The sequence below is a fragment of the Microbacterium sp. zg-Y818 genome (assembly GCF_030246905.1).
Taxonomy (GTDB): domain Bacteria; phylum Actinomycetota; class Actinomycetes; order Actinomycetales; family Microbacteriaceae; genus Microbacterium.
The window spans coordinates 279650-304354 of record NZ_CP126741.1; the positions used below are offsets into that span (position 1 = coordinate 279650).

A 24705-nucleotide genomic window follows, 5' to 3' on the forward strand; every position below is an offset into this window, starting at 1 on the left:
AACAGGTTTCACCCATCGGGCCCGTCGTAGAATTCCGTGTGCCCCCTGCCATACCCGCCCCGTCCGACGTGCCCTCGAGCGGGATCGATCCCGCCGACCTGCAGACCACCCTCAGGGTGCTGGCGGAGATGGACCGGGTCGATCAGAGCCACCCCGACTACATCGCCGTGCGCCAGGCCACCGCCGCCATGTTCAAGGCCGTGAAGAAGGTGCGCCGCCGCGAGATCCGCGACGCGATCGCGCAAGCCGACCGCGCTGTGGTCGCCGCCACCGCGACCGGCGCCCCCGACCGCATCGACGACGAGACCCGCGGCATCCCGATCTCGACCGCCACGACCGCCCCGACGGCGGGGACCCTCCTCAAGGCGCGGGGATGCTACATATGCAAGCAGCCCTACACCGTGGTCGATGCGTTCTACCACCAGCTGTGCCCTGCGTGCGCGGCCCTCAGCCACGCCAAGCGCGACGCGCGCACCGACCTCACGGGGCGCCGCGCGCTGCTGACCGGCGGCCGGGCCAAGATCGGCATGTACATCGCGTTGCGACTGCTGCGCGACGGAGCGCACACGACCATCACGACGCGCTTCCCGCGCGACGCGGTGCGCCGCTTCAGCAGCCTGCCGGATGCCGCGGACTGGCTGCACCGCCTGAAGATCGTCGGCATCGACCTGCGTGACCCCGCCCAGGTGATCGGGCTCGCCGACGATGTCGCCGCGGCCGGACCCCTGGACATCCTCATCAACAACGCCACGCAGACCGTGCGGCGCTCGCCCGGGGCTTATCAGCCCCTGGTGGATGCCGAATTGGCGCCGCTGCCCGATGGGCCGCTGCCCGAGCTCGTCACCTTCGGGCACACCAACGACCGTCATCCGCAGGCCCTGGAGCGCTCGGTCAGCGCCCACCCGATCCTGGCCGCAGCGGCATCCCGCGCCGATGAGCTCACCGAGCAGGCGATGACGGCGGGGTCGAGCTCGCTCGAGCGGCTCGCCGCCGGCACGGCGATCGACGCAGGCGGGCTCATCCCCGACCTCGAGAGCATCAACTCGTGGACCCAGCGCGTCGAGCAGGTCGATCCACTGGAGATGCTCGAGGTGCAGCTGGCCAACACCACCGCTCCTTTCTTGCTGGTGTCGCGGCTGCGGCCGTCGCTGGCGGCGAGCCCGGCGAGGCGCACGTACATCGTCAACGTCAGCGCGATGGAGGGCGTCTTCGGTCGCGGATACAAAGGCCCCGGGCACCCGCACACCAACATGGCCAAGGCCGCCGTGAACATGCTCACGCGCACCAGCGCGCGGGAGATGTTCGAGAGCGACGGCATCCTCATGACGAGCGTCGATACCGGATGGATCACCGATGAGCGCCCGCACCCCACCAAGGTTCGCCTCGCCGAAGAGGGGTTCCACGCTCCGCTGGACCTCGTCGACGGTGCTGCCCGGGTCTACGACCCGATCGTGCGCGGCGAGGCGGGCGAGGACCTGTTCGGGGTGTTCTTGAAGGATTACGCTCCCGGCTCATGGTGAACCTGCCCGCCCCGGGCCGGCGGGTCGTGGTGCGCTATCTGCTGCCGACGGGGCAGGCCACCGACGCCCTCGGCGAGCTGCTGAGTGCGGATGCCACGACGGTGGTGGTCGACGGCAAGCGCGGGGTCGAGCGCATCCCGCGCGGCGCGATCATCGCCGCGAAGGAGGTGCCGCCCCCGCCCGCACCGCGGGTACGACGGGCGCCGCGGGACTGACGCGCCGAGGCGTCGGGGACTCTTCTTAGGCTCCGGCATCCGTGCTAGACCGTACGCGTGAGCGCCTCCGCGTCGTCTATCGATCGGCCCGATGTAGACCTGGACCGGCGCCAGGTCTACATCATCTTCGGCGCCCTCCTGGCGGCCATGTTCCTGTCGGCGCTGGATCAGTCGGTCGTCAGCACCGCGTTGCCCACGATCGTGGGAGACCTCGGCGCCGCCGATGAGCAGGGATGGATCGTCACGGCGTACCTGCTCACCATCGCCATCGTCATGCCGATCTACGGCAAGGTCGGCGACCTCTTCGGCCGCCGCATCCCCTTTCTTCTCGCCATCGGCTTGTTCGTGGTCGGCTCCACCGGCTCGGCGCTCGCCGGCTCGTTCGAAGGCCTCATCGTCTGGCGGTCGCTGCAGGGACTGGGAGCGGGCGGGCTCGTGATCCTCTCGCAGGCGATCATCGCCGACATCGTCTCGGCGCGGGAGCGCGGCAAGCTCATGGGCCCGATGGGGGCGGTTTTCGGCGTCGCGACGGTGGCCGGCCCGCTGCTGGGCGGATGGCTGACGGCTGGCCCAGGATGGCGCTGGTGCTTCTGGCTCAACGTGCCGGTCGGGCTCGCGGCGCTGCTCATCGCGTGGTTCACGCTGAAGATCCCCGAGCACCGCAGTCGCCGCCGGTTCGACCTCGGCGGGGCGGTGATGCTGGCCGCCGCGACGGCCGGCATCGTGTTCCTCACCAGCTGGACCTCGCTGACCCACACCACGTCGTATGACTGGACGAGCCCCGGACTGCTGGCGCTCGCTGCCGCGACGGTGGCCGCGCTCATCGCGTTCCTGATCGTGGAGTCGAGGGCGGCCGATCCGCTCGTGCCACTGGACATCTTCCGCAGTCGCACCTTCGCCGTCGCCGCCACGCTCTCGCTCATCCTCGGGATCGCGATGTTCGCCGCGCTGACGTTCCTTCCCACCTTCCTGCAGATGGCCGAGGGGGCCAGCGCCACCGATTCAGGTCTGCTGATGCTCCCCATGACCGTGGGACTGATGATCACCGCGCTGGGGTCGGGCATGCTCATCACGCGCACGGGCCGCTACAAGGTGTTCCCGATAGCGGGATTCGGCATCGCGACCCTCGGCCTGCTGTGGCTCACCCAGCTCTCGGCCGATATGTCGATGGTCCTCTTCGGTGCGATGATCTTCGTGCTGGGTCTCGGGCTGGGCTTCGTGATGCAGACGCTCGTCATCGCGGCGCAGAACGCGGTGGACCCCCGACGCATCGGCGTGGCCACGTCGACCAACAACTTCCTGCGGGAGATCGGTGCGGCAGTGGGCACCAGCCTGTTCTCCACCGCCTTCACCGCCTCGCTGCGGGGCGATCTCGACCAGACGATCAGTCAGATCCCGCGGTCTCAGGTGCCGCCGGGTTTCGGCGCCGAGTCGCTGACCCCCTCGGCCGTGCGGGAGCTGCCGGCGGAGCTGCGCGACAGCGTCGTCCAGGCCTATGCCGACGCCCTCGGGACGTCGTTCTGGTACCTCGTTCCGCTCGGGGCAGCCGGATTCGTGGTGGCGTTCTTCCTCAAGGAGATCCGGCTCTCCGACAAGCCCGGCCTCGCTGCCCGCAGCGGAAGCTGACACTGTGTCGGTATCCATCGTCCGAAGCCCTGAAGCAGGAGTAGTGTGACCCGACGTGAACCAGGACACTGAGCGTTATCACCGGCTGCGCTGGTGGGGCCTGGCGGCCATCTCCGTCGCCGTGGCGCTGATCATCATGGACTCGACGATCGTCTCGGTCGCGGTCCCCAGCATCGTCGAGTCGCTCGATCTCACCACGACTGAGATCCAGTGGGTGCAGGAGGTGTACACGCTCGTCTTCGCCGCGCTGCTCATGGTGTGGGGGACGACGAGTGACCGCCTCGGGCGCCGCCGGCTGCTCGTCCTCGGAGTCGTGGTGTTCGTCGCCTCGAGCATCCTCTGCGCGTTCGCCGTCGACGGCACGTGGCTCATCGCCGCTCGCGCCCTGCAGGGCGTCGGCGGCTCGATGATCCTGCCGACGACCCTGGCTCTGCTCAACGCCACCTTCCGGGGCAAGGAGCGCGGCATCGCGTTCGCGGTCTGGGGCGCGACGATCGGGTCGATGGCCGCCGTGGGGCCGGTGCTCGGCGGCTGGCTCACCAGTGCGTTCTCGTGGCACTGGGCGTTCTGGATCAACCTGCCCTTCGGCATCCTCGTCATCATCGGGGTGATGATCTGTGTTCCCGAGTCCCGCCAGCGCGACGCCGAGCGCTTCAGCGATTGGATCGCCGTGGGCACCTCGGTGCTCGGGTTCGGCCTGCTCGTGTTCGCCCTCATCGAGGGCCGCGCCTACGGGTGGTGGGAGGCGACGGACTCGGCGCCGTTCAGCCTCGGCGGCTTCAGCGTGATTCCGGTGCTGTTCGTCCTCTCGCTCCTGGTGCTCGCCTCCCTGGTGTGGCGGGAGCGCAAGCGTGTGGCTGCGCGCAAGTCGGTGCTCATCGACGTGTCGCTGTTCCGCATCGGCACGTTCGCGAACGGCAACATCACCGCCCTGACGGTTTCGCTCGGAGAGTTCGGACTGATCCTCTCCCTGCCGCTGTGGTTCCAATACGCCCGGGACATGAACGCCCTGGAGGCGGGTCTTGCCCTGCTGCCGCTCGCCGTCGGATCGTTCCTCGCGAGCGGGTCGATCCAGTCGCTGTCCAAGCGACTGTCGCCGGTGCAGATGGTGCGCCTGGGCGTGCTGCTGGAGATCATCTCGCTCGCCGCGCTCGCTCTGCTGATCCGGCCCGATTCCACCCTGTGGGTCACCGGCGTGCCGCTGTTCTTCTACGGCATGGGCGTGGGGTTCGCCACAGCGCAGCTGACCCAGCTCATCCTCATCGACGTCCCGGTGGAGAAGTCGGGACAGGCCTCGTCGGTGCAGTCCACCTCGCGTCAGGTGGGTTCGGCGCTCGGCATCGCTGTGCTCGGCACCGCGCTGTTCACGACGCTGCGCATCGGAACCGAGTCGCGCCTCAGCGACCAGATCGCCGCGGATCCGAAGGTGGGCGAGCTGGTGGATGCCGTCTCGACATCGGCCGGTGCGCTCATCGGACAGCTCAGCGAGAAACCGGCGACCGCGCCGATCGCCGATGCCGCACGCGATGCACTGACGCAGGGCGTGTCGGTCGCCGCGTGGGTCGCGGTCGCCGCGCTCTTCGTGGGTCTTCTCACGACGATCCCGCTCGGGCGGCGGGCCAGCGAGGAGATGGCGGCCGGGAACGCACGCGAGGGCGGTGCGGAGCCGACGTCACGGGGCGGCGATGCGGAGCCGACTCGGGGGAATGGTGCTGATCCGACGACCCGCCGGGGCTCGAGGCCGACGTCGTCGCGCGGGGGTGCGACGCCGACGACGCGCGGGGGTGCGACGCCGACCGGCGAGGCTTCGGAGGTCTGAGGCGGGCGAGCCCGACCGGCCGGGTGTACCCCGACGTCCCAGCCGGCGCCGTCGCGTGGCTCAGGCAGGCTGCAGTGCGGTGACGGCTGCGCCGGCCTTCCACGTGAGGTAGCCGCCGTCGAGGTTCCGTGCCGGGCGGCCGAGCTGAGCGAGGATCCGCGCGGCGGTGTGACCGCGCTGACCGACCTGGCAGTGCACGATCAGCTCGCCCTCGGGGAGGGTGGCGAGGCCGTCGCGCAGCGCATCGACCGGGATGTTGACGCTCCCCGGAATCGCACCCGCGGCGAACTCCTGCGGCGACCGCACGTCGATGAGCGTCGCACCGCCGGCGACTGCGGTCGCCAGCTCGTGCCACTGCACGGTCTCGCTGAGGCCGGTCGCAAGGTTCTCGGCGACGTACCCGACCATGTTCACCGGATCCTTCGCCGACGCGTACTGCGGCGCGTAGGCGAGCTCGAGGTGCGCGAGCTCCGCGGCCGGCAGCCCCGTGTGCATCGCCGTCGCGATGACGTCGATGCGCTTGTCCACGCCGTTCCCGCCGACGATCTGCGCCCCGAGGATCAGCCCCGACAGCGGATCGACCATGACCTTCATCGCCAAGCGCTGTGCCCCCGGGTAGTACCCCGCGTGGTCGGTCGGGTGAGTGTGGATCACCCGGTGGGCGCGGCCCGCCGCGATCAGTCGCTGCTCGCTCCAGCCCACCATCGCCACCGTCACGTCGAACAGGCCGATGATTGCGGTGCCGAGCGCGGGCGCCGCTGCGCGAGGAGCGGCATCCAGGCGGCCGTTCTCCCACGCGATGACATCTGCCGCGGCGCGGCCGTGGCGATTCGCCAGCCCCGCCATCGTGACGAGTGTCGTCGCGCCCGAGACGGCATCCAACTTCTCGGCGGCATCGCCCACGGCGAAGATGCGCGGGTCCTCGGTGCGCTGGTGCCCGTCGACGACGACGCCGCCGGTGGCGCCGATCGCGAGGCCCGCCGCGCGGGCCAGGTCTGCGGCCGGGGCGACCCCGCGCGCGTCCACCACGAGATCGGCCGTGACAACCGTGCCGTCGGAGAGGTGGGCGCCGACGGCATCCAGCGCGTCGACCGTGGTGCCGGTGCGCACATCGACGCCGTGGGAGGCGAGCGCCTCGATCACGGGGGCGGCCATCTCCGGATCCAACGGCATGAAGGGGCGGGCGCTCTGCTGCACGAGCGTGACCTCCAGGCCTCGGCGCACGAGGTTCTCCGTCGCCTCCAGCCCGATGAACCCCGCGCCCATGACGACCGCGCGCCCGCGGCGGTCGTCGATCTCGGTCAGGACCGCAGTGATGCGGTCGACGTCGTCGACGGTGCGCAGGGTCACCACCGGCGGGGCGCCGGCGCTCGTCGCGGCGCGCTCACGCGAGGCGGCCCCGGTCGCGAGGATCAGGTGGTCGTACGGCTCGACGACCGTGGCTCCGGTGGCGGCATCCCGAGCCGTCACGGTGCGCGCCGCGCGGTCGATGCCGACGACCTCGTGCTCGACCCGCACATCCAGGGCGAACCGCGCACGCAGTGACGCCGGCGTCTGCAGCAGCAGGGAGTCGCGCTCGGCGATCACCCCGCCGACGTAGTACGGCAGCCCGCAGTTCGCGAAGCTCACATAGCGACCCTGCTCGAACACGATGATCTGCGCTGTCTCGTCGAGCCGGCGCAGGCGGGTGGCGGCCGACATGCCGGCGGCCACGCCGCCGACGATCACGACCCGGGGGCCGGTCGTGGGGGTGTGCGGGGTGAGATCGGCGGGTGTGTTCATGGTGTGCTCACTTCCTCGGGGATTTATACCCCCAGGGGTATTCTCGCCCGCGCGTGGCGGGAGGGCAAATCGGCGTGCGGCCACCCGGCGGGTCTGGACTGGGCGAGCCGCTCGATGGAGACTCGGGATCCCCGGCGGCGCCAGCCCACGGCGGTCAAGATCCCAGCATCGGGAGGGTACGCCATGAAGATAGAGCTTCGCGGAGTGAGCAAGGGGCACGAGGGCCAGGCCCTGCCGCACACGAATCTCATGTTCGAGACCGGCCAGGCGGTCTTCGCCCGCGCGGAGACCGAGCAGCGCCCGACCGTGCTCGGGCTGCTCGCCTCCGGGCGCATGAAGCCGGACGAGGGCACCATCGACATCGATGGCATGGCCGACTCCGCCGACCTGCGCCGACGCGTCGCGCTTGTGGATGCCCCGGACATCTCCGAGCCCGCGCCGCGCGTCACCGTCGGCGCCGTCACGGCGGAGGAGCTGATGTTCGCGGGTCTGTCGTCCGGGCGCCGGGCGGTGCACCGCTGGCTCAGCCGCCAGCACCTGGACCACCTGGTGCGCCGCCCCATAGCCACCGTGGCGCCGCGCGCGCGGATGCACCTGCTCACCGAACTGGCCGTCCTGCGACCGGACGTCGAAGGGCTCGTCGTCGTGGCCCCCGACCGTCACGGCGGCGACCCGCGTGTGTGGTGGGATCAGGCCCTGTCGCTGGCCGATCGCGGGTTCGCGATGCTCATGATCGCGGGCTACTCCTCGGCCAAGGTGATCGGGGCGATCACCGACGACACCGACCGCGAGAGCGGCGACGCGGAGCGCGAAGGGGGCCGCTCATGAGGGCCGAGGCGATGCGGGTGCCCCATCTGAAGGTGCCGCAGATGATCCTCGCCGAGCTGCGACGCCTGGTGTCGACGAAGATGTCGGCTCTGGCACTGTTCGCCCTCATCATCGTGCCGATCCTCTACGGGGGCCTGTACCTGTGGGCCAACCAGAACCCCTATGCGAAGTTCCCCGACGTGCCCGTGGCCCTCGTCGTGGCCGACGAGGGCGTGCCCGCCGACGGTGACACCCCGGCGCGCAACATCGGCGACGAGGTGGCGGACGAGCTCGTGAAGGGCGGCGACTTCGACTGGCATCGCGTCTCGGCCGCCCAGGCGAAGGCGGGACTGCAAGCGGACGAGTTCGATTTCGCGATCACCCTCCCCGCAGATTTCACCGCCGCCCTCGAATCGGTCGCGGGGGACGATCCCCGTCAGGCGGTCATCGTGCTGGAGACCTACGATGCCAACAGCTACCTGGCCAGCAACATCGCCACCCAGGCCGTGGACCGCATCCGTACGAGCGTGGCTCAGCAGGTCGGACGTGAAGCGGCCACCACCCTCCTGAACTCGATCTCCACCATCCGGGGGAAGATCGTCGAGGCGGGCCAGGGTGCCGAGGAGCTGGTCACCGGCGCTGCCGAGCTCGCGGACGGCACCGTCCGCCTGGTCGAGGGCGCCGTGAGCGCCGTCGACGGCACGGTGGAACTGCAGAACGGCGCCGCCGCCCTCGCCGACGGGGCGGCCCGCGTCGCAGCCGGCGACGATGAACTCGCCGCTGCCGCGAACCGGGTCGGAGCGGTGGTCAACCAGCTGACCGCCGATCTGCCGCAGGCTCGGTCCGACATCGCCGCCGATCTGGTCGCGCTCGGGCTTGACCAGGCGACCATCGACGCGGTGCTGGCGCGGCTCGATGTCGTCGGCGCGACGATCCGCAAGGGCGACCAGCGCGTGCAGGAGGTCGTCGGCCAGATCGATCAGCTCGCCAGCGGCAGCACCGAGGTGGCCAACGGCGCGGCGACGCTCCGCGACGGCCTGGGAACCCTCGGCTCCGGGCTGCAAGAGCTGTCGACGGGCACCAGCACTCTCCGCGACGGAGCCGCCACGCTGTCCTCGGGCACCGTCGAGCTGCGCGACGCGCTGGTCAGCGGCGCCCAGGAGATCCCCGACAGCAGTGAGGACGTCCGCGGCGCGCAGGCGCGCACGATCGCCAACCCGATCGAGATCGACACCACCGCCGCGGCCGAGGCGGCGAACTACGGCGCGGGCCTCGCGCCCTTCTTCGGAGCCCTGGCCGGATGGATCGGCATCTACGCGCTGTTCCTCATCGTGCGGCCCATCTCCCGCCGTGCGGTCACGGCGCTGCACTCTCCGGTGCGCGTCACGCTCGCCGGGTGGCTCACCCCGGGCCTGCTGGGCGTGCTGCAGATGTGTCTGCTGTTCCTGGTGCTCGTCTACGCCCTCGGCTTCCCGATGGTCTATCCGCTCGGAACCCTCGGCATCATGCTGCTGGCGACCCTCACCTATACCGCGATCATCCTCGCCCTCAACGTCTGGTGGGGAGAGGTGGGCCAGTTCATCGGGCTCGTGCTGATGGTCCTGCAGCTCGTCAGCGCCGGCGGCACCTTCCCGTGGCAGACACTCCCCGGCCCCCTGGCCGCGCTGCACCAGGTGCTTCCGATGAGCTTCGTCGTCGACGGCATGCGCCAGTTCATGTACGGCGGCGATCTCAGCCGCACCATCCTGGATGCCGCGGTGCTGCTGACCTGGCTCGTCGCGGGCTTCGTGATCGCGGCCATCGGCGTGACCAGGCAGACGCACTTCCGCGCCCTGCGCGACCTGGAGCCCAGCATCCTCGGGTGAGCCGATACCGTGGCAGCAGAGCGAGCGCGGGCGAGTCGGCCCGTGCGGGGTGCGAAGGAGACCGCAATGGCGACGGCCGTGATCGTGGATGTGGTGCGGACGCCATCCGGCCGGGGCAAGCCGGGGGGCGCCCTGAGCGGCGTGCACCCCGTCGACCTCGCCGCCGATGTGCTCACGGCGCTGCTCGAGCGCAACGGGATGGAGTCGGGGCAGATCGACGACGTGCTGCTGGGCTGCGTCAGCCAAGTCGGCGAGCAGTCGGGCAACATCGCGCGCCAGGCGGTGCTCGCCGCCGGCTTCGACGAGACGGTGCCGGCATCCACCGTCGACCGCCAGTGCGGCTCGAGCCAGCAGGCCGCCCACTTCGCGGCGCAGGGCATCATCGCGGGCGCCTACGACATCGTCATCGCCGGCGGGGTCGAGTCCATGAGCCGCGTGCCGCTGGGCGCCGCGGCGGCGGGCGGGTCGCCCTTCTCCCCCCGACTGCACGCGCGTTACCCTCAGGGCCTGGTGAACCAGGGGGTGTCGGCGGAGCTCATCGCCGCGAAGTGGAACCTCAGCCGGGACGAGCTCGACGGGTACGCCGCGGCATCCCATGCGCGCGCCGCCCGTGCTGCGGCCGAGAGCCGGTTCGCGTCGCAGCTGCTGCCGGTGGGTGACGTGGTCGCCGACGAGACGGTGCGCGGGGGTACGACCGTCGAGGCGTTGGCGGGCCTTAAGCCGGCGTTCCGCACCGACGCGTACGCATCGCGCTTTCCCGACCTGGACTGGAAGATCACGCCGGGCAACTCCTCGCCCCTCACCGACGGCGCGTCCGCCGCCCTCATCATGAGCGAGCAGAGGGCCGTGGCCCTCGGTCTCACGCCCCGCGCCCGCTTCCACTCCTTCGCCGTCGTCGGCGACGACCCGCTCATGATGCTGACCGGCCCCATCCCGGCGACCGCGCGCATCCTCGAGCGCAGCGGCCTCGGCATCGACGACCTCGACGTGTACGAGGTCAACGAGGCCTTCGCCTCGGTTCCGCTCGCCTGGGCGGCCGAGACGGGGGCCGACCCCGCCAAGCTCAACCCGTGGGGCGGCGCCATCGCGCTCGGGCACGCGCTGGGGTCCTCCGGCACGCGGCTGCTCGCCACGATGCTCGCCCACCTCGAGGCGACCGGCGGCCGCTACGGCCTGCAGACGATGTGCGAGGGCGGCGGCATGGCCAACGCCACGATCATCGAGCGGCTCTGACCGCAGCGGCGCCGCGCGCCGCGTAGGCTCGAACCTTATGGCCGCAGGCGCAGTGATCCACACCTTCACGGTGCAGTTGGCCGACGTCGACCGCGGCGTCTACGACGAGCTGATGCTGCGGGTCGCCCGTCATCCCTCCGAGACCGACGCATTCATGGTCACGAGGCTGCTGGCGTACTGCCTCGAGTACGAGGAGGGCATCGCGTTCAGCGAGGGCATCTCGGCCACCGATGAGCCCGCCGTGCTCGTACGAGACCTCACCGGTCGCATCACCGCCTGGATCGAGGTCGGATCTCCGGATGCCGCGCGCCTGCACTACGGCAGCAAGCTCGCCGATCGCACCGCGGTGTACACCCACCGCGATCCCGAGAAGCTGCTCGCGCTGTGGGCGGGAAAGCCGATACACCGGCCTGAGTTGATCGGTCTGCACAGCTTCGACGCGGGGTTCGTCGATGCGGCCGCCGCTGTCATCGCTCGGCGCAACAGCGCGACGCTGTCGGTCACCGAGGGTCAGATCTACCTCGACCTCAACGGGGTGTCGATCACCTCGCAGATCCACCGCCGTCCGCTCGCCGTCTAGCGGCCGCAGGCGCGTACCGCTAGACCGCCGGCATCAGCAGGCCGTCGATGACCGTGTCGACTGCGCGCTCGGCCTCTGCCCACACCGCGTCGCGCGAGAGGGCCCGCAACGGGCCGCGCAGGGCGAGCAGGGCGAACCCGTGCACGGTGGACCAGCACGGCCACTCCGCGCCGGGCCGGCTCTCGGCGGGCAGCGCACCCTCGACGACGAGGTCGTCCAGCGCCCTGACGAGCATCGCCAGCGGCGCCGGAAGTGCGGCGGGGTCAACGGCGTCGGGCAGCGCCCTCGCGCCGCCGAAGGCGAGCTCGAACCAGCCCGGCTCGGCCAGGGCGAAGCCGATGTACCCGAGCCCGACGGCGCGGAGGCGCCCGCGCGCCGACCCGGCCGGTCTCGCGGAGCCCTCGTCGGGGGAGGTCGTCTCACGCATGCGATCGGCGACCTGCTGCTGCACCCGCAGGGCGATCGCGCCCACGAGCGCCTCGCGGTCGGCGAAATGGCGGTAGACCGCCGTCGGCACGACTCCTGCCCGGCGGGCGACCTCGCGTATCGTCACGGCGTCGGGGCCGCCGTGACGCGTCAGGTCGAGGCCGGCGTCGAGCAGCGCGTTGCGCAGGTCACCGTGGTGGTACGCCTCGCGGGCGGCGGTGGCGTCGACGGCGGATTTCGGCGGCATCCCTTGACGCTCCCTGCTCGATGTGTACGCTGTCAACATAACATGTGCACGCCGTGCACTTTGGGGGCGACATGAGCAGTGAAGCGATGACGCAGCGACCGGGCCTGCCCCCGGTCACCGACAGCGACACCTGGCAGCGGGAGCTCGCGGCGCTGCGCGTTCGGGAGAAAGCGGCCACCCGCGAACTCGACGCGATCGCCGCCCAGCGGCGTCGGCTGCCGATGGTCGAGATGCCGGACTACACCCTGGTCGGAGCCGACGGCCCGGTTCGGCTGGTGGACCTGTTCGGGGAGCGCAGCCAGCTGATCACCTACCACCACATGTGGCGCGACGGTGCCGACTGGCAGTGCGGCGGCTGCACCGGCCACACGTCGCAGTACACGCGGCTGGGCTTTCTCGAGCCCTACGATGCCCGGTTCGTGATCGTCACGCAGGGGGAGATCGGCGAGGCGCTGGCCTATCGCGACAAGGTCGGCAACCGCATGGACTGGTACTCCACGGGGGGAAGCGACTTCGGCGCCGACGTCGGCGCGCCGCCGGGCGGCGGCTTCGCAGTGAACGTGTTCCTGCGCGACGGCGACACCGTCTACCGCACCTGGCACACCGACGGCCGGGGAACCGAGCAGCTCAGCCACTTCTTCCCGCTGGTCGACATCCTGCCGTGGGGGCGCCAGGAGGAGTGGCAGGATTCGCCGGAGGGGTGGCCGCAGGTGCCGACCTACTCCGGGTGGCTCGATTCACCCGACATCGCCCGCCTGTACGGCCCGGCCTGACTCAGCCGCGCCGGTGCTCGTCGCCCGTGATCACGGGGACCACGCCGGTGACGGTGCGCTCGTCCTCCCAGCACGAGATCCCCGTGACGCCGGGGAGCCGGTCGCGCGTGAAGACCGGGTCCCGGCCCTCTTTGCGCTGCTGTGTGAAGTCGCGGAGCAGCCGGAAGACGAGCCCCGACAGCAGGGCGATCGCCACCAGGTTCACCAGCGCCATGATGCCCATGATGCCGTCGGCGGTGTTCCAGATCAGATCGGCCGAGGCGATGGACCCGAGGAAGACCACCAGCACGACCGCCACGCGGTACGTCTGCAGGAAGCGACGCTTCGGCGAGATGAACTCGATGTTCGACTCGCCGTAGTAGTAGTTGCCGAGGATCGAGCTGAACGCCAGCAGGAAGATGATGATGCTGAGAAGGATGTTCGACCAGGGTCCCAGCGTTCCCACGATGGCGTTCTGGGTCAACCCGATGCCGCGGCCGGCGCCGGCGAGGTCGGGCGTCGAGACGAGGATGATGAACGCCGTGATCGAGCACACCAGCAGTGTGTCGAAGTAGACGCCCAGGGTCTGCACCAGCCCCTGCTTGACGGGGTGGGTGACGGCTGCGGTCGCGCTCGCGTTGGGCACCGATCCGAGGCCGGCCTCGTTGGAGAACATGCCGCGCTTGACGCCGTTCATGATGATGACGCCGAGCGTGGCGCCGACCACCTCGTTGAAACCGAAGGCCTGGGTGTAGATCGACAGGAACGCCTCGGGGAGGCGCTCGATGTTGAGGGCGACGATCACCAGGCCGAGCAGCAGGTAGGCCAGCGCCATCGCGGGTACCACCGCCTGGGTCACGTGCGCGATGCGGCGGAGTCCTCCGAACACGACGAGGCCGGTGAGGGCCGCCAGGACCGCGCCGACGACCCACGGCACCCACGAGACGTCACCGCCGAAGCTCGACGAGACGGTGGCGCTGATGGTGTTGGCCTGCAGCGAGCTGAAGGCGAACGGGAAGCACACGATGAGGATCACGGCGAAGACGATCCCCATCCAGCGCGCCTTCAGCCCGTACTGCATGTAGTAGGCGGGGCCGCCGCGGAAGCCGTCGGCATCGCGCACCTTGAACAGCTGGCCGAGGGTGGATTCGACGAAGCTCGAGGCGCCCCCGATGAACGCCATCGTCCACATCCAGAACACCGCACCGGGGCCGCCGATGGCGATGGCGGTACCGACGCCGGCGATGTTGCCGACACCCACACGGGATGCCGCGGAGAGCGTGAACGCCTGGAATGCCGACACCGACTGCGGGGTGCCGTCTTCGGAGCGGGGCGTGCGATCCCCGAGGGTGCGGAACATCTCAGGGATGAGGCGGAACTGCACGACGCCGGAGCGGACGGTGAAGTAGATGCCGAGCACCGCGAGGATGGGAAGCACCGCCCACGTCCACAGGGTGTCTCCGGCGGCGAGGACGGCATCGTTCACGGCATCCATCCCGACAGTATCGTTCGGGTTGCGCGAGGTTTCGACCAGTGGCGCCGCGCCGCGCGAGACGCTACGCGCGCGCCGCCTCGGGGGCCGCGACGCCGTGCACCGGGTGCTCGCGCTCGAGCGCCGAGCCCTCCACGTCGACGTCGGGCATGACGCGGTCGAGCCACTTCGGCAGCCACCAGGCGGCGTTCCCGCACAGATGCATGAGCGCGGGGACGAGCATCATGCGCACGATGAAGGCGTCGAACAGCACGCCGATCGCGAGGCCGAAGCCCAGCGGGCGCACCATGCCGAGGTGGCTGAAGACGAAGCCGCCGAACACGGAGATCATGATGATGGCCGCGGCGGTGACCACCGCACGGCCTCCGCGCACCCCGGCCACGACGGCGGCGCGTGAAGGCAGACCGTGGACGTAGGCCTCGCGCATGCCTGACACCAGGAACAGCTGGTAGTCCATGGCGAGCCCGAACAGGACGCCCATGATGATGATCGGCGCGAAGCTCAGCACCGGTCCCGGGTCGTGCACGCCGAACACGTCCGCAAGCCACCCCCACTGGTAGATCGCGGTTACGGCGCCCAGCGCCGCGAACAGCGACAGCACGTAGCCCGCCGTCGCGATGATCGGCACCAGCAGCGAGCGGAAGACGAGGATCATGATGAGCAGCGACAGCCCTACGACCACGGCGAGGTAGACCGGCAACGCATCGGCCAGCTTCTGCGACACGTCGATGTTGCCCGAAGCCTGGCCCGCGACGCCGAGAGTGATGCCGCCCTCGAGTGGCGATGCGTCGCGCAGCTCGTGCACGAGCGCTTCGGTGCTCTCGCTGTTGGGACCCTCGGCGGGGATGACCTGGAACGCGAATACGCGCCCGTCGTCCGAGACGGCCACCGGCGCCACGGCGACGACGTCATCGTGGTCGGCGAGGAGCGTCCCCAGCTGTACCTGCGCCGCGACCTGGTCGGCCTCGTCCACCGTCTGCGGGGTCTCGGCCACGACGAGGAGGGGACCGTTCTGTCCCGCGCCGAACTCCTCCGCCACCGTCGTGTAGGCGCGGTACTGCGGGGTGTCCGTGGCCTCGCTCGAACCGTCGGGCAGCCCGAGCCGCATCGACAGTGCCGGAATCGCCACGATGAGCAGCACGATGACGGCGAGCGCCGCCGCGCCGACCGCGCGAGAGGTGCGCATGGGCCTGATCTCCGGGCTGGTGTGGTCGGGGTGCCCGACGGTCGCGCGCGCCTTGCGCGTGAGCACCCGCATGCCGATGAGCCCCAGGATCGCCGGGGTCAGGGTGATCGACACGAGCACCGCGATGAGCACGCAGACCGCACCGACGATGCCCATGACACCGAGGAAGGGGATGCCGGTGACCAGCAGCGCCGCCAGCGCCACGATCACGGTGGACCCGGCGAACACCACGGCGTTGCCCGCGGTGCCGTTGGCCAGCCCCACCGACTCGGGCACCGACATGCCGGCCAGCATCTGCCGGCGATGGCGGTTCATGATGAAGAGCGAATAGTCGATGCCCACGGCGAGCCCGAGCATGACGCCGAGGATCGGGGTGACCGAGGCCATCTCGACGACGTCGGAGAAGGCGAGGGACCCGGCGACGCCGACGCCGACGCCCACGACCGAGCTGATGAGCGGCGTGACGGCAGGCAGCAGTGCCCGCATCATGATCAGCAGCACGAGGCCGGCGATGGCCACGCCCACGATCTCGCCCACGCCGATGAGGCCTTCGGTCGTGGCGGCGATCGTGGCGGAGTAGTCCACCTCGACGCCGGGGATGTCGGCGGCGTCGAGCATGTCGGCGATCTCCCCCTTGGTCGACTCCGGCAGGTCGAACATCGTCTCGTCGAACTGGATCGCCGCGAGCGCGGTAGCGCCGTCGGGCGACACGACCCGGATCTCGTCGGCGAGGCCCATGAGGGCGGCGCCCTCGTCGAGCTGCTGCGTCTGCTCGGCGATCTGGGCGCGCCCCGCTTCGATCTCCGCGGCAGCGGCGTCCAGCTGTGCCTGCTGCTGGTCGAACTGCGCGGCGGCCATGTCGTAGAAGCCCGCCGCCTGGGCCTGCGCGATGGCGGCATCCAGCTGCTGCTGGCCAGCCGTCAGCTGGGCTTGGGCGGCGTCGAGCTCGGCGAGGCCTGCCTGCAGCTGCTCGCGACCGGTCTCGAGCTGCGCGGTCTGCGCCGCGCGCTGCGCCTCGACCTCGAAGGGATCGGTGACGGCGGCGACGCCGTCGACGTCTGCGACATCCTGAAGGAGCGCCGACACCGCGCGCTGCTGCTCGTCGGTCAGTTCCGCGCCGTCGTCTGCGGTGAACACCGCCGTCGCACTCGCGCCGGTCAGGTCCGGAAACGTGTCGGAGAGCTGGTCGTTGACGCGCTCCGTCTCGGTCCCGGGAATGCCGAAGCTCGACGCGAGCGAGCCGCCGAAGGTGAGGAAGGCGCCGCCGGCCAGGCCGAGCACGATCAGCCAGCCCACGATGACGGTCCAGGCGCGCCGTGCGCTGAATCGGCCCAGGCGGAAGAGGAGTTCGGCCACGGAGGGACCCTTTCGACAGAAGGAGAGGAGGTGTGGCAGCGGGCCGGTATCCAATCTATGCGCGAACCGGTGCAATAGGATTCCGACGTGTCCAACCCCGATGCTGCGACGGCTCACTACTGGTACCGCGACGGTGACGACGATCGCCAGCGCCGTGCCGTGGAAGTGCTGCAGGCGTTCCGCGTCTATCGAGCCGCCGAGCTGGCGATGCGCCGACGTACCCGCGAGGCCATGTCGATGGGCGAGAACGAACTGCTCGTGCTGCGTTACCTGCTGAAGGCCGAGGCTGAGGACCGCCGGGTGTCGCCGTCCGAGCTGGCGCGCTACCTGGCGGTGTCCACCGCCTCGACCACAGCCATCATCGACCGCCTCGAGAAGTCCGGTCACATCGTGCGCAGGCCCCACCCCACGGATCGCCGCAGCATCCACGTGATCGCCACGGAGAAGTCCGACCAGGAGGTGCGCGAGACGCTCGGCACCATGCACGCGCGCATGATGGATGCCGTCCGAGACATGACGCCCGAGGAGAGCCGCGCCGTCATCGAGTGCCTGACGCGGCTGCAGGACGCCGTGGACCAGGTGGAGCCGCACGAATAGGCGGATCTGGACTAGTTACTCGGCCGCGGAGTTACCCGTCGAATTGACATTCGCCTGCTCGCGGGCGACGTGAAAGCATGGGCGAGTGAACGACGCGAGATCCGCTCCCGCCGACGGCGCCCTGCTGCAGGTCGACGGCGTCGTGGTGGTCTCTTTCACCGCCGCGGCATCGCGGCTCGCCGCCGAGTTCCCGGGAATCACCAGCGCGCGCATCGAGGCGCTCCTGGTGAGGGAATGGGACGCGTTCTGCGCCGGTCGGCCCCTCGTGATCCCCGCCGCGGTGGAGGATGGGGCACGGGAGATGCTCGGCGAGCCCCCCGCCTGAGCCTGTGATCGCCTCGCCGCGCCGCTAACTTTCTACACGTGCATTTCGCTAGACAATCTAGTAATCTGGCGAGCTAGCAATGCGGGGGGATAAGGAACACCATGGGTGATCTGTACTACGGCATGAACGCGGCACGCGTGGAGATTCCCGATCGCCTCCTCGCTCACCTCAAGGTTGTCATCGCGACCAAGCTCCGCCGCGGCGAGAGCTTCACCCTGTCGTGGCAGCACGCTCCGGATGAATTGGGGGGTCGCAGCACGATCTGGCTGCAGCCCTCGATTCCGCTGCGCTTCGTCTTCGATTCCGACGAGCCCGAGGTGCTCAACCCCGACGTCATCCGCGATCTCGCCACGGCGGCGAACTCTTCCGGCGGGCTGTCCGTGGACCTGACCGACACGGTGCCGGAGCCGGTGATCGGACCGGTACGCTGACCGCATGGGGCGATTCATCTACGACACGGTCAGCAACTCGGTGGAGGTCGAAGACCGCACCCTCGCGCACCTGCGGATCGTGTTCATGAACAAGCTGCGTCGCGGCGAGCCGTTCATGTTCGACGTCGACGCAGGAACCGGCAGCGACCGCCGCAGCTTCTGGATCCACCCCGCTGTTCCCCTGCAGTTCCTCTTCCACGGCAGCCGCTCCCCGCGGATCAACCGCGTATGGGTGGAGGCCCTCATGCAGGCGGCCAGTGGGCCGAACGGATTGAGCGTGGTGCCCGAGCCCCGCGAAGACGCGGTGCTCGAAGAGGGCTGACGTCCCAGCGCGGCAGCTAGGCCTCGGGTCCGCTGCCTGCCGGCGTCGGATCCAGCTGTTCCGGCACGAGCATGATGCCGCCGGAGGAGTTCGCCGAAGCGGCCAGCTCCTCCACCCACGCGCGGCTGAGGACCGCCGGCTCCGGATCGTCGAAGACGAAGCGCAGCGGAATCGACGGGTGCACCCAGATGGTGCTGCGGCCGCGGGGGTCGTCATCGGCGTGGCGCCACGAGACGGTGAAGCTCTCGCCTCGGCGCAGCTTGGTGGCAATGACCACCTTGAGGTGCGCCAGCGCCCGGTCCTCGATCGGGATCGCCGTCATCTCGCCGCCATAGAACATGGTGCCCACGGCGCCACCATACCCAACAAGGGCGCGTCAGCGCACGTGCCGCCGTTTGTCAAGACCGCACCGCGTCGCCGGGTCGCGAGGCAAGGTGGTGGGGACAACCGAGGAGGTGTCCCCGTGCGTTATCCCTCAGAAGAGCCGAGTCCGGCCGAGACCGAGGCGAAGGCAGCAGCGCTCTTCGCCGAGCTTCCCGAATTCGACGTGGTCGACGGCGAGCTGCTGCCGCGGGTGCGACGCCGCCTCCCGCGCCGCTAGTCGGGCGACGAGCCGAGCTGTCCCCGCAGGGCGACGACCGCATCCCATACCGCGTCCGCGGTCTGCCGTTTCGTCCCCGCGGCCTCTCCGACGACGGCGCCGCCCTCTCCGACGATCACCACGGCGTTCCGGGTCGACTCGAACCCCCGCTCCCAGCCCACTTCGTTGAGCACCAGCAGATCGACGCCCTTGCGCTCCCGCTTGCCGCGGGCGCGTTCCAGCCGTTCGACGGCGTCGGCGCCGGTCTCGGCGGCGAACGCCACCACGGTCTGCCCTTCGCGACGGTGGGCCGCCAGGCCGGCGACGACGTCGGGGTTCTCGACCAGTTGCAGCGTGAGGGTGCCGTCCCCGTGCTCCTTGGTGAGCTTGGCGGTCGACACCTGCGCCGGGCGGTAGTCGGCCACGGCTGCCGCCATGACGAGCACATCGGCGTCTGCGGCCTCGTCGCGCATCGCCTGCTGCAGCTCGCGTGCGGTGCCGACCGGGCGGATGCGGATGCGCCGGTCGGCGGATGCCGGAGCCAGCGCGTCGCCGTCGACGTGGGCGGTCACCAGGATGACCTCGGCCCCGCGCGCCACGGCTGCCAGTGCGAGCTCGACACCCTGCCGACCGCTCGAACGGTTGCCGAGGAAGCGCACCGGGTCCAGCGGCTCGCGGGTGCCGCCCGCGCTGACGACGACCCGCAGCCCGGCGAGGTCGGTGCGCGCCCGGGCGATCGCCATGGCGGACGCGTAGATCTCGTCCGGCTCGCTCATGCGCCCCTGGCCGGAGTCCGTGCCCGTCAGGGCGCCGGAGCCGGGGCCGATCACATGCACCCCGCGCTCCCGAAGCACGGCCATGCTGTGCTTCGTCGCGGGGTGCTCCCACATCTCCGTGTGCATCGCCGGGGCAACGACGACCGGTGCCCGGGTGGCCAGCAGCGTGGTGCCCAGCAGATCGTCGGCGAGCCCGGTCGCCATCTTCGCGAGGGTGTGGGCGGTGGCGGGTGCGATGATGATGAGGTCGGCGCGCTGACCGAGAGCGACGTGGCGCACCTGGGCCACGTCGTCGTGCAGCGAGGTCGTCACCGGGTTGCGGCTGATGGCTTCCCATGTGGGCCGGCCGACGAAGCGCAGCGCGGCGTCGGTGGGGACCACGTGGACGTCGTGACCGTCAAGCACCAGGAGACGCACCAGATGCACGGACTTGTAGGCGGCGATGCCACCGGTCACTCCGACCACGACGAACACGGCTCGATTGTCGCATGTGCGCGGCGCGCGGGACGGCGAAGGGAGACACGCGGATGTGCACGGTGATCGTGGCGGTGCCCGAGTCCTCGCGTCAACCGGTGCGGCTGATCGCCGTGCGAGATGAGGACCCCGACAGGGAGTGGGACGGGCTCGGGCCCTGGTGGGTCCAGCAGCACCCGGGGGCGATCGGTGTCAGGGATCGCCGCGCGGGCGGTGCATGGCTCGCGGCCGATCCGCAGCGCCGGCGGCTCGCGGTCGTGCTCAACCGCGAGGACCTCAGCGCGCGGCCGGACGACGAGGTGACCACCCGGGGCGCCCTGGTGCTGGAATCGATCGCGGGACGCTCACCCGAAGCGGTCCCGACCACACGGGGGTTCAACCTCGTCGAGGTGGGCCCGGAGGGCGTGAGCGTCGTCTCGTGGGACGGCCTGGCCCGGCGGGAGCAGCGGCTCGAGCCCGGCATCCACATGATCGCCCACGACGACGTCGACGACCGGCGCACGGCCCGCATCGACGCGTGGCTCGATCGCTTCCGCGCGGCGGGGCCGCCGGCGGGCGCGTTCGATGAGTGGCTTGCGGTGCTCGACGAGTCCGCAGCGCTGTCGCCGCAGGATGACCGCGCCATCATCCGCGACAACCGACCGTTCGGGTACCAGACGCTGTCGCTGCTGCTGTGCACGGCGTGCGTCGGACCGGACGGCGTGGAGGTGCACTACGGCGCCCTCGATCGCCCGGGGGTGTGGCAGCGCGACGCGATCGGCGCCGCCTGATCAGGCGAGCGTCGTGGGGTCGCGCAGCAGCGCGTCGAACGCCGCCTCTGCCGCGCCGACGAGCAGCCGGTCCTCGGCCAGCAGGGCAGGGCGGATCTCCAGATCCTCGGCGCACGCCGGCATCGCCTGGGCTCGCACCGCCTGCAGCAGCCCGTCGAGGTCGGGCCCGGCCAGGGTCGCGAGGAAGCCGCCCAGCACCACCACCGAGGGGTTCAGCACGTTGACGGCGTTCGCCAGGGCTGTGGACAGGATGCGGCGCTGCCGCGCCACCTCCTCGGTCACCGACGGTGACGTGCTGGTGTGCAGGACCGCGGCGAGCGTCGGCTCGTCGGCCGACGCCAGGCCGGCCACGGCCAGCAGGCGCGCGCGGCTGACCTCGTCTTCGAGCACGCCCGCACCAGCCCGACGGTCGGTGACGTTGGCGATGCCGGGGCGGTTCTGCCCGAACTCCCCGGCGTAGCCGCCCGCGCCGCCCACGGCCATCCCCTGCACGATCAGGCCACCGCCGATGCCGCTCGCGCCGCCGTTGAGGTAGACGAGGTCATCCACCCCTCGGCCGGCTCCGAAGAGGTGCTCGGCGATGACGCCCAGCGAGGCGTCGTTGCCGACGGCGGTGGGTAACCCCGTGGCCCGGGCGACGAGGTCGCGCACCGGGGCGTCGGTCCAACCCAGGTGCGGCGCGGTGCGGACGAGACCGTCGATGGCGCGCACGAGGCCCGGAACGGCGAGCCCCACGGCGACGATCCGGGCCGATGCCAGTGCATCGCCGCGCCACTGTGTGATGCGCGCGGCGAGCAGGCCGGCGATCTCATCCGGGGTTGCGAGGTGGTCCAGTTCGATGCGGTCTCGCAGGCGCACAGTGCGGTCCAGCCCGATGGCGGCGATCTCGAGCGCGTCGACCTCGGGGTTCGCAGCGATCGCCACGACGTCGGGGGATGCTGCGACGACCGGTGAAGGGCGGCCCACCCGTCCGACGGCGGCGGGTGCCTGCTCGACGACGAGCGCGCGGCGGGCGAGTTCGGAGACCAGGTCCGCGATGGTGGAGCGGTTGAGTCCCGTCGTCTCGGTGAGGGTCGCGCGGGAGAGCGGCCCCCCCTGATGCACCAGGCGCAGCAAGCGGGACAGGTTGCGCTGCCGCACGCCGTCGCCGGGTATGTGGGAGTCGGTCACGGCACCACCCTAGGTGACGGCGGCGGCGCGCACCGGGAGGGCGGAGCCCGAGAGACTACGCCCGCCACAGGGGTGCGTCAACGGGGAGGGAAACGTTGTCGAAAACGTTTGACGGGTTGCCGCGCCCTCGTTACGGTCGGACGACCTCGCGGGGGTGACCCCGCACATCGGGACTCAAGGAAGAGGTCGCACGATGCAACATTCACCATTCCGCCGCGCTCGCGCCGGAACCGAAAGGCGCGGCATAGGTCGCCCAGCGGGAGGCGTCGCCGTGGCGGCGGCGCTGGCGCTGGCCATGACCGGGCTCGTCTCGCCGGCGCAGGCCGCCGAGACGTATGACGTGGAGATCCGCGTGACCGGCGGCGGTGAGACCACCGGCGCCGGGACGTACGCTGCGGGCGAGACCGTGCAGCTGGACGCCACGCCCGCAGACGGCAACGTCTGGGGCGGCTGGACGTCCGAGCAGCTCGACTGGCTCCGGGCCCGCCTGGACACGTTCACCATGCCGGCATCCGACGTCGTCATCGACACGTCGTTCCGGCCACAGGCGAGACCCCTGAAGGAGGTTTACGACGGGCTCTTCCAGATGGGCAACATCTGGTCGGGACCGCAGACGTACGAGGCGGGCTCGCCGGCGTCGGAGCGGATGGAGCGCGACTTCGAGGTGATCACGGCGGAGAACGCCATGAAGCCCGAGTCGCTGCTGCCCAATGCCAACATCGACGACACCACCGGTGACTTCACGTTCAACTGGGGCCAGGCCGACCAGTTCGTGGACGACACCATCGCCCGCGGATCCACGGTTCACGGCCACGTGCTGGTGTGGCACGGACAGTCGCCGCCCAAGCTGAACTCCGGCACCACGGGCGGCACCCGTGAGCTGGCCCGCGAGAACATGCGGGAGTACATCGAGGAGGTGCTCACGCACTTCAGCGGTCGCGTTCCCACCTGGGACGTCGTCAACGAGGCCTTCGTCGACGGGCTGGACTCGTTCGACCCGGCGACCCAGAACTGGCAGGACTTCCTGCGCGGCGGCCCCAACGGCGGGCAGTCGAACTGGTACCAGGTCTACGCGGAGGGGGCGGACGCCGCAGCGGGGGAGACCCCCGGCGACTTCATCTACGACGCGTTCGTGTTCGCGCGCCAGTACGGTCCCGAGGTCAACCTGCAGTACAACGACTTCAACATGTTCCAGTCGGCAGGCAAGGGCCGAGCGGCGATCACGATGGCCAAGGAGCTCAACGCCCGGTATGCCGTCGATTACCCTGAGGACCCTCGGCCGCTCATCGAGACCCTCGGCATGCAGTCGCACAACTACATCAGCCAGACGCCGGCCTTCGCGTGCGGTGACCGCACCGAGCTCGGCGGTCTGATCGACGAGGATGCCGAAGGCTGGCAGGCGGGCGCGTGCTCGAACGCCGCGTCGGTCGAGGCGACGATCCAGCAGGCCATCGATGCCGGCCTGAAGGTCGCCATCAGCGAGCTGGACCTCTTCGTCTGGGAGGCGTGGAACGCCGAGCCCGAGACATCGGACGCGGCGAACTACCGGGACCTGAACGACCCTGAGGTGCGCGAGCGCATCTCGCGCGGCGAGTTCACCTACTGGGTCGACAAGATCTCGCACCGCGCCGAGCTCGAGGAGATCCAGGCGCAGCGGTTCGCCGAGTACTTCTCCGTGTACACGAAGTACGCCGACGATATCGACCGGGTCACGTTCTGGGGCCTGAACGACCAGCGCAGCTGGCGTGCCACCCACAACCCGCTGCTGCTGAACGGCGACTGGTCCGAGAAGCTGGCCATGTGGGCGGTGTCCGACCCGCAGGGCTGGTACGACCGCGACGCGGCAGACGGCGACGGGATCGTGGTCGAGGCCACCGTGCCCGAGGCCACCGAGCCCGGCACCCTGGCCATGACCGTCGCGGACCACGGCGACGCGGTGACGCTCGAGGGCGGCCGCAACGCCGGCGACCGGCTGCGATTCACTGGCACGCTGCCCACGATCACCGTCACCGACTCCCGCAACGACGAGCAGGCGGGCGGCGGCGGGTGGTCCACCTCGGGCCAGTCCACCTCGCTCGTCGCCGGTGAGCGCACGCTGACCGCCGACCACCTCGGCTGGACGCCCAAGGTGCTCACCCCGCGCCCCGGCGTCTCTGCCGGAGCGTGGGTCGCAACGGCGCTGAGCGATGGGCCTGGTCTGGCCACCGCACAGCGTCTGGCCGCAGCCACGGACGACGGCCGGTACGGGTCGACCGAGCTGAGCGCCGGCCTGGTGCTCGACGTGCCCATCGGCACGCCTCCGGGCACCTACCGGGGCACCCTCACGGTGTCGCTGTTCCCGGTGGACTGACACC

23 protein-coding genes are annotated in these 24705 nt (G+C 70.6%); 16 read left to right on the forward strand and 7 right to left on the reverse strand.

Annotated elements, in window-relative coordinates; genetic code table 11:
- Positions 1-38: 38 nt before the first annotated feature.
- Genes QNO21_RS01215 through QNO21_RS01230 form a run of 4 tightly spaced genes read left to right on the forward strand, consistent with a single transcriptional unit; the run spans position 39 to position 5180 of the window.
- Positions 39-1520: an SDR family NAD(P)-dependent oxidoreductase gene (locus tag QNO21_RS01215; protein WP_257519864.1), complete on the forward strand. Its 1482-nt coding sequence runs from the start codon at positions 39-41 to the stop codon at positions 1518-1520.
- Positions 1514-1735: a putative acetyltransferase gene (locus tag QNO21_RS01220; RefSeq protein ID WP_257514523.1), complete on the forward strand. Its 222-nt coding sequence runs from the start codon at positions 1514-1516 to the stop codon at positions 1733-1735. The genes QNO21_RS01215 and QNO21_RS01220 overlap by 7 nt, the downstream gene beginning before the upstream one ends.
- A gap of 57 nt (positions 1736-1792) precedes the next feature.
- Entirely contained in the window at positions 1793-3361 is a 1569-nt protein-coding gene (locus QNO21_RS01225; RefSeq protein WP_257519865.1) for an MDR family MFS transporter, read from the forward strand.
- Positions 3362-3416: 55 nt separating this feature from the next.
- Positions 3417-5180 (forward strand): MFS transporter, encoded by a 1764-nt coding sequence (locus QNO21_RS01230; RefSeq protein ID WP_257519866.1) that lies wholly within the window; start codon positions 3417-3419, stop codon positions 5178-5180.
- A gap of 60 nt (positions 5181-5240) precedes the next feature.
- Here QNO21_RS01230 and QNO21_RS01235 read toward each other — a convergent pair whose 3' ends face one another.
- Positions 5241-6962 (reverse strand): FAD-dependent oxidoreductase, encoded by a 1722-nt coding sequence (locus QNO21_RS01235; protein ID WP_257519867.1) that lies wholly within the window; start codon positions 6960-6962, stop codon positions 5241-5243.
- Between the two features lie 183 nt (positions 6963-7145).
- On the opposite strand from QNO21_RS01235, the gene QNO21_RS01240 reads away from it, so the two are divergent.
- From QNO21_RS01240 to QNO21_RS01255, 4 genes are all read left to right on the forward strand, one after another.
- Positions 7146-7790 (forward strand): P-loop NTPase family protein, encoded by a 645-nt coding sequence (locus QNO21_RS01240; RefSeq protein ID WP_257519868.1) that lies wholly within the window; start codon positions 7146-7148, stop codon positions 7788-7790.
- Positions 7787-9634 (forward strand): YhgE/Pip family protein, encoded by a 1848-nt coding sequence (locus QNO21_RS01245; RefSeq protein ID WP_257519869.1) that lies wholly within the window; start codon positions 7787-7789, stop codon positions 9632-9634. Before QNO21_RS01240 ends, QNO21_RS01245 begins: the two co-directional genes overlap by 4 nt.
- Positions 9635-9700: 66 nt before the next feature.
- A complete protein-coding gene (locus QNO21_RS01250; protein ID WP_257519870.1) occupies positions 9701-10867 on the forward strand; it encodes an acetyl-CoA C-acyltransferase in 1167 nt (388 codons plus the stop codon).
- A gap of 37 nt (positions 10868-10904) precedes the next feature.
- Positions 10905-11447, forward strand: coding sequence for a YaeQ family protein (locus QNO21_RS01255; RefSeq protein WP_257519871.1), 543 nt, complete (start codon positions 10905-10907; stop codon positions 11445-11447).
- Positions 11448-11466: 19 nt separating this feature from the next.
- On the opposite strand, the gene QNO21_RS01260 is transcribed toward QNO21_RS01255, so the two are convergent.
- Entirely contained in the window at positions 11467-12120 is a 654-nt protein-coding gene (locus tag QNO21_RS01260; protein ID WP_257519872.1) for a TetR/AcrR family transcriptional regulator, read from the reverse strand.
- Positions 12121-12206: 86 nt separating this feature from the next.
- Between QNO21_RS01260 and QNO21_RS01265 the strand changes: the two genes are divergently transcribed.
- The gene (locus QNO21_RS01265; RefSeq protein ID WP_257519873.1) at positions 12207-12893 is read left to right on the forward strand and encodes a DUF899 family protein; all 687 of its coding nucleotides are present in this window, start codon (positions 12207-12209) and stop codon (positions 12891-12893) included.
- A 1-nt stretch (position 12894) separates the two neighbouring features.
- Here QNO21_RS01265 and QNO21_RS01270 read toward each other — a convergent pair whose 3' ends face one another.
- Together QNO21_RS01270 and QNO21_RS01275 are read right to left on the reverse strand one after the other, a co-directional pair.
- Positions 12895-14367 carry an alanine/glycine:cation symporter family protein gene (locus QNO21_RS01270; protein ID WP_257514013.1) on the reverse strand — a complete coding sequence of 491 codons (1473 nt, stop codon included), beginning with the start codon at positions 14365-14367 and terminating at the stop codon, positions 12895-12897.
- A 61-nt stretch (positions 14368-14428) separates the two neighbouring features.
- Positions 14429-16906: an MMPL family transporter gene (locus QNO21_RS01275; protein WP_257519874.1), complete on the reverse strand. Its 2478-nt coding sequence runs from the start codon at positions 16904-16906 to the stop codon at positions 14429-14431.
- 87 nt (positions 16907-16993) lie between these two features.
- Here QNO21_RS01275 and QNO21_RS01280 point away from each other — a divergent pair, with 87 nt between their 5' ends.
- From QNO21_RS01280 to QNO21_RS01295, 4 genes are all read left to right on the forward strand, one after another.
- Positions 16994-17503 (forward strand): MarR family winged helix-turn-helix transcriptional regulator, encoded by a 510-nt coding sequence (locus QNO21_RS01280; RefSeq protein ID WP_257514011.1) that lies wholly within the window; start codon positions 16994-16996, stop codon positions 17501-17503.
- An 85-nt stretch (positions 17504-17588) separates the two neighbouring features.
- Positions 17589-17828, forward strand: coding sequence for a hypothetical protein (locus QNO21_RS01285; RefSeq protein WP_257514010.1), 240 nt, complete (start codon positions 17589-17591; stop codon positions 17826-17828).
- Positions 17829-17929: 101 nt separating this feature from the next.
- Positions 17930-18259, forward strand: a complete 330-nt coding sequence (locus QNO21_RS01290; RefSeq protein ID WP_257514009.1) for a DUF7882 family protein — start codon at positions 17930-17932, stop codon at positions 18257-18259.
- Between the two features lie 4 nt (positions 18260-18263).
- On the forward strand, positions 18264-18581 hold the full coding sequence (locus tag QNO21_RS01295; RefSeq protein WP_257514008.1) for a DUF7882 family protein: 318 nt from the start codon (positions 18264-18266) through the stop codon (positions 18579-18581).
- A gap of 16 nt (positions 18582-18597) precedes the next feature.
- Here QNO21_RS01295 and QNO21_RS01300 read toward each other — a convergent pair whose 3' ends face one another.
- Entirely contained in the window at positions 18598-18930 is a 333-nt protein-coding gene (locus QNO21_RS01300) for a DUF7882 family protein (RefSeq protein WP_257519875.1), read from the reverse strand.
- Between the two features lie 114 nt (positions 18931-19044).
- Between QNO21_RS01300 and QNO21_RS01305 the strand changes: the two genes are divergently transcribed.
- Complete coding sequence (locus QNO21_RS01305) at positions 19045-19182, forward strand: hypothetical protein (RefSeq protein WP_257514006.1); 138 nt, start codon at positions 19045-19047, stop codon at positions 19180-19182.
- Here the strand turns inward: QNO21_RS01305 and coaBC are convergent.
- Entirely contained in the window at positions 19179-20411 is a 1233-nt protein-coding gene (coaBC, locus tag QNO21_RS01310) for a bifunctional phosphopantothenoylcysteine decarboxylase/phosphopantothenate--cysteine ligase CoaBC (RefSeq protein WP_257519876.1), read from the reverse strand. The genes QNO21_RS01305 and coaBC overlap by 4 nt on opposite strands.
- A 53-nt stretch (positions 20412-20464) precedes the next feature.
- On the opposite strand from coaBC, the gene QNO21_RS01315 reads away from it, so the two are divergent.
- Positions 20465-21181, forward strand: coding sequence for an NRDE family protein (locus QNO21_RS01315; protein WP_257519877.1), 717 nt, complete (start codon positions 20465-20467; stop codon positions 21179-21181).
- On the opposite strand, the gene QNO21_RS01320 is transcribed toward QNO21_RS01315, so the two are convergent.
- Positions 21182-22351: an ROK family transcriptional regulator gene (locus QNO21_RS01320; RefSeq protein ID WP_257519878.1), complete on the reverse strand. Its 1170-nt coding sequence runs from the start codon at positions 22349-22351 to the stop codon at positions 21182-21184.
- A gap of 271 nt (positions 22352-22622) precedes the next feature.
- Here QNO21_RS01320 and QNO21_RS01325 point away from each other — a divergent pair, with 271 nt between their 5' ends.
- A complete protein-coding gene (locus QNO21_RS01325) occupies positions 22623-24701 on the forward strand; it encodes an endo-1,4-beta-xylanase (RefSeq protein WP_257519879.1) in 2079 nt (692 codons plus the stop codon).
- The last annotated feature ends 4 nt before the right edge of the window (positions 24702-24705 follow it).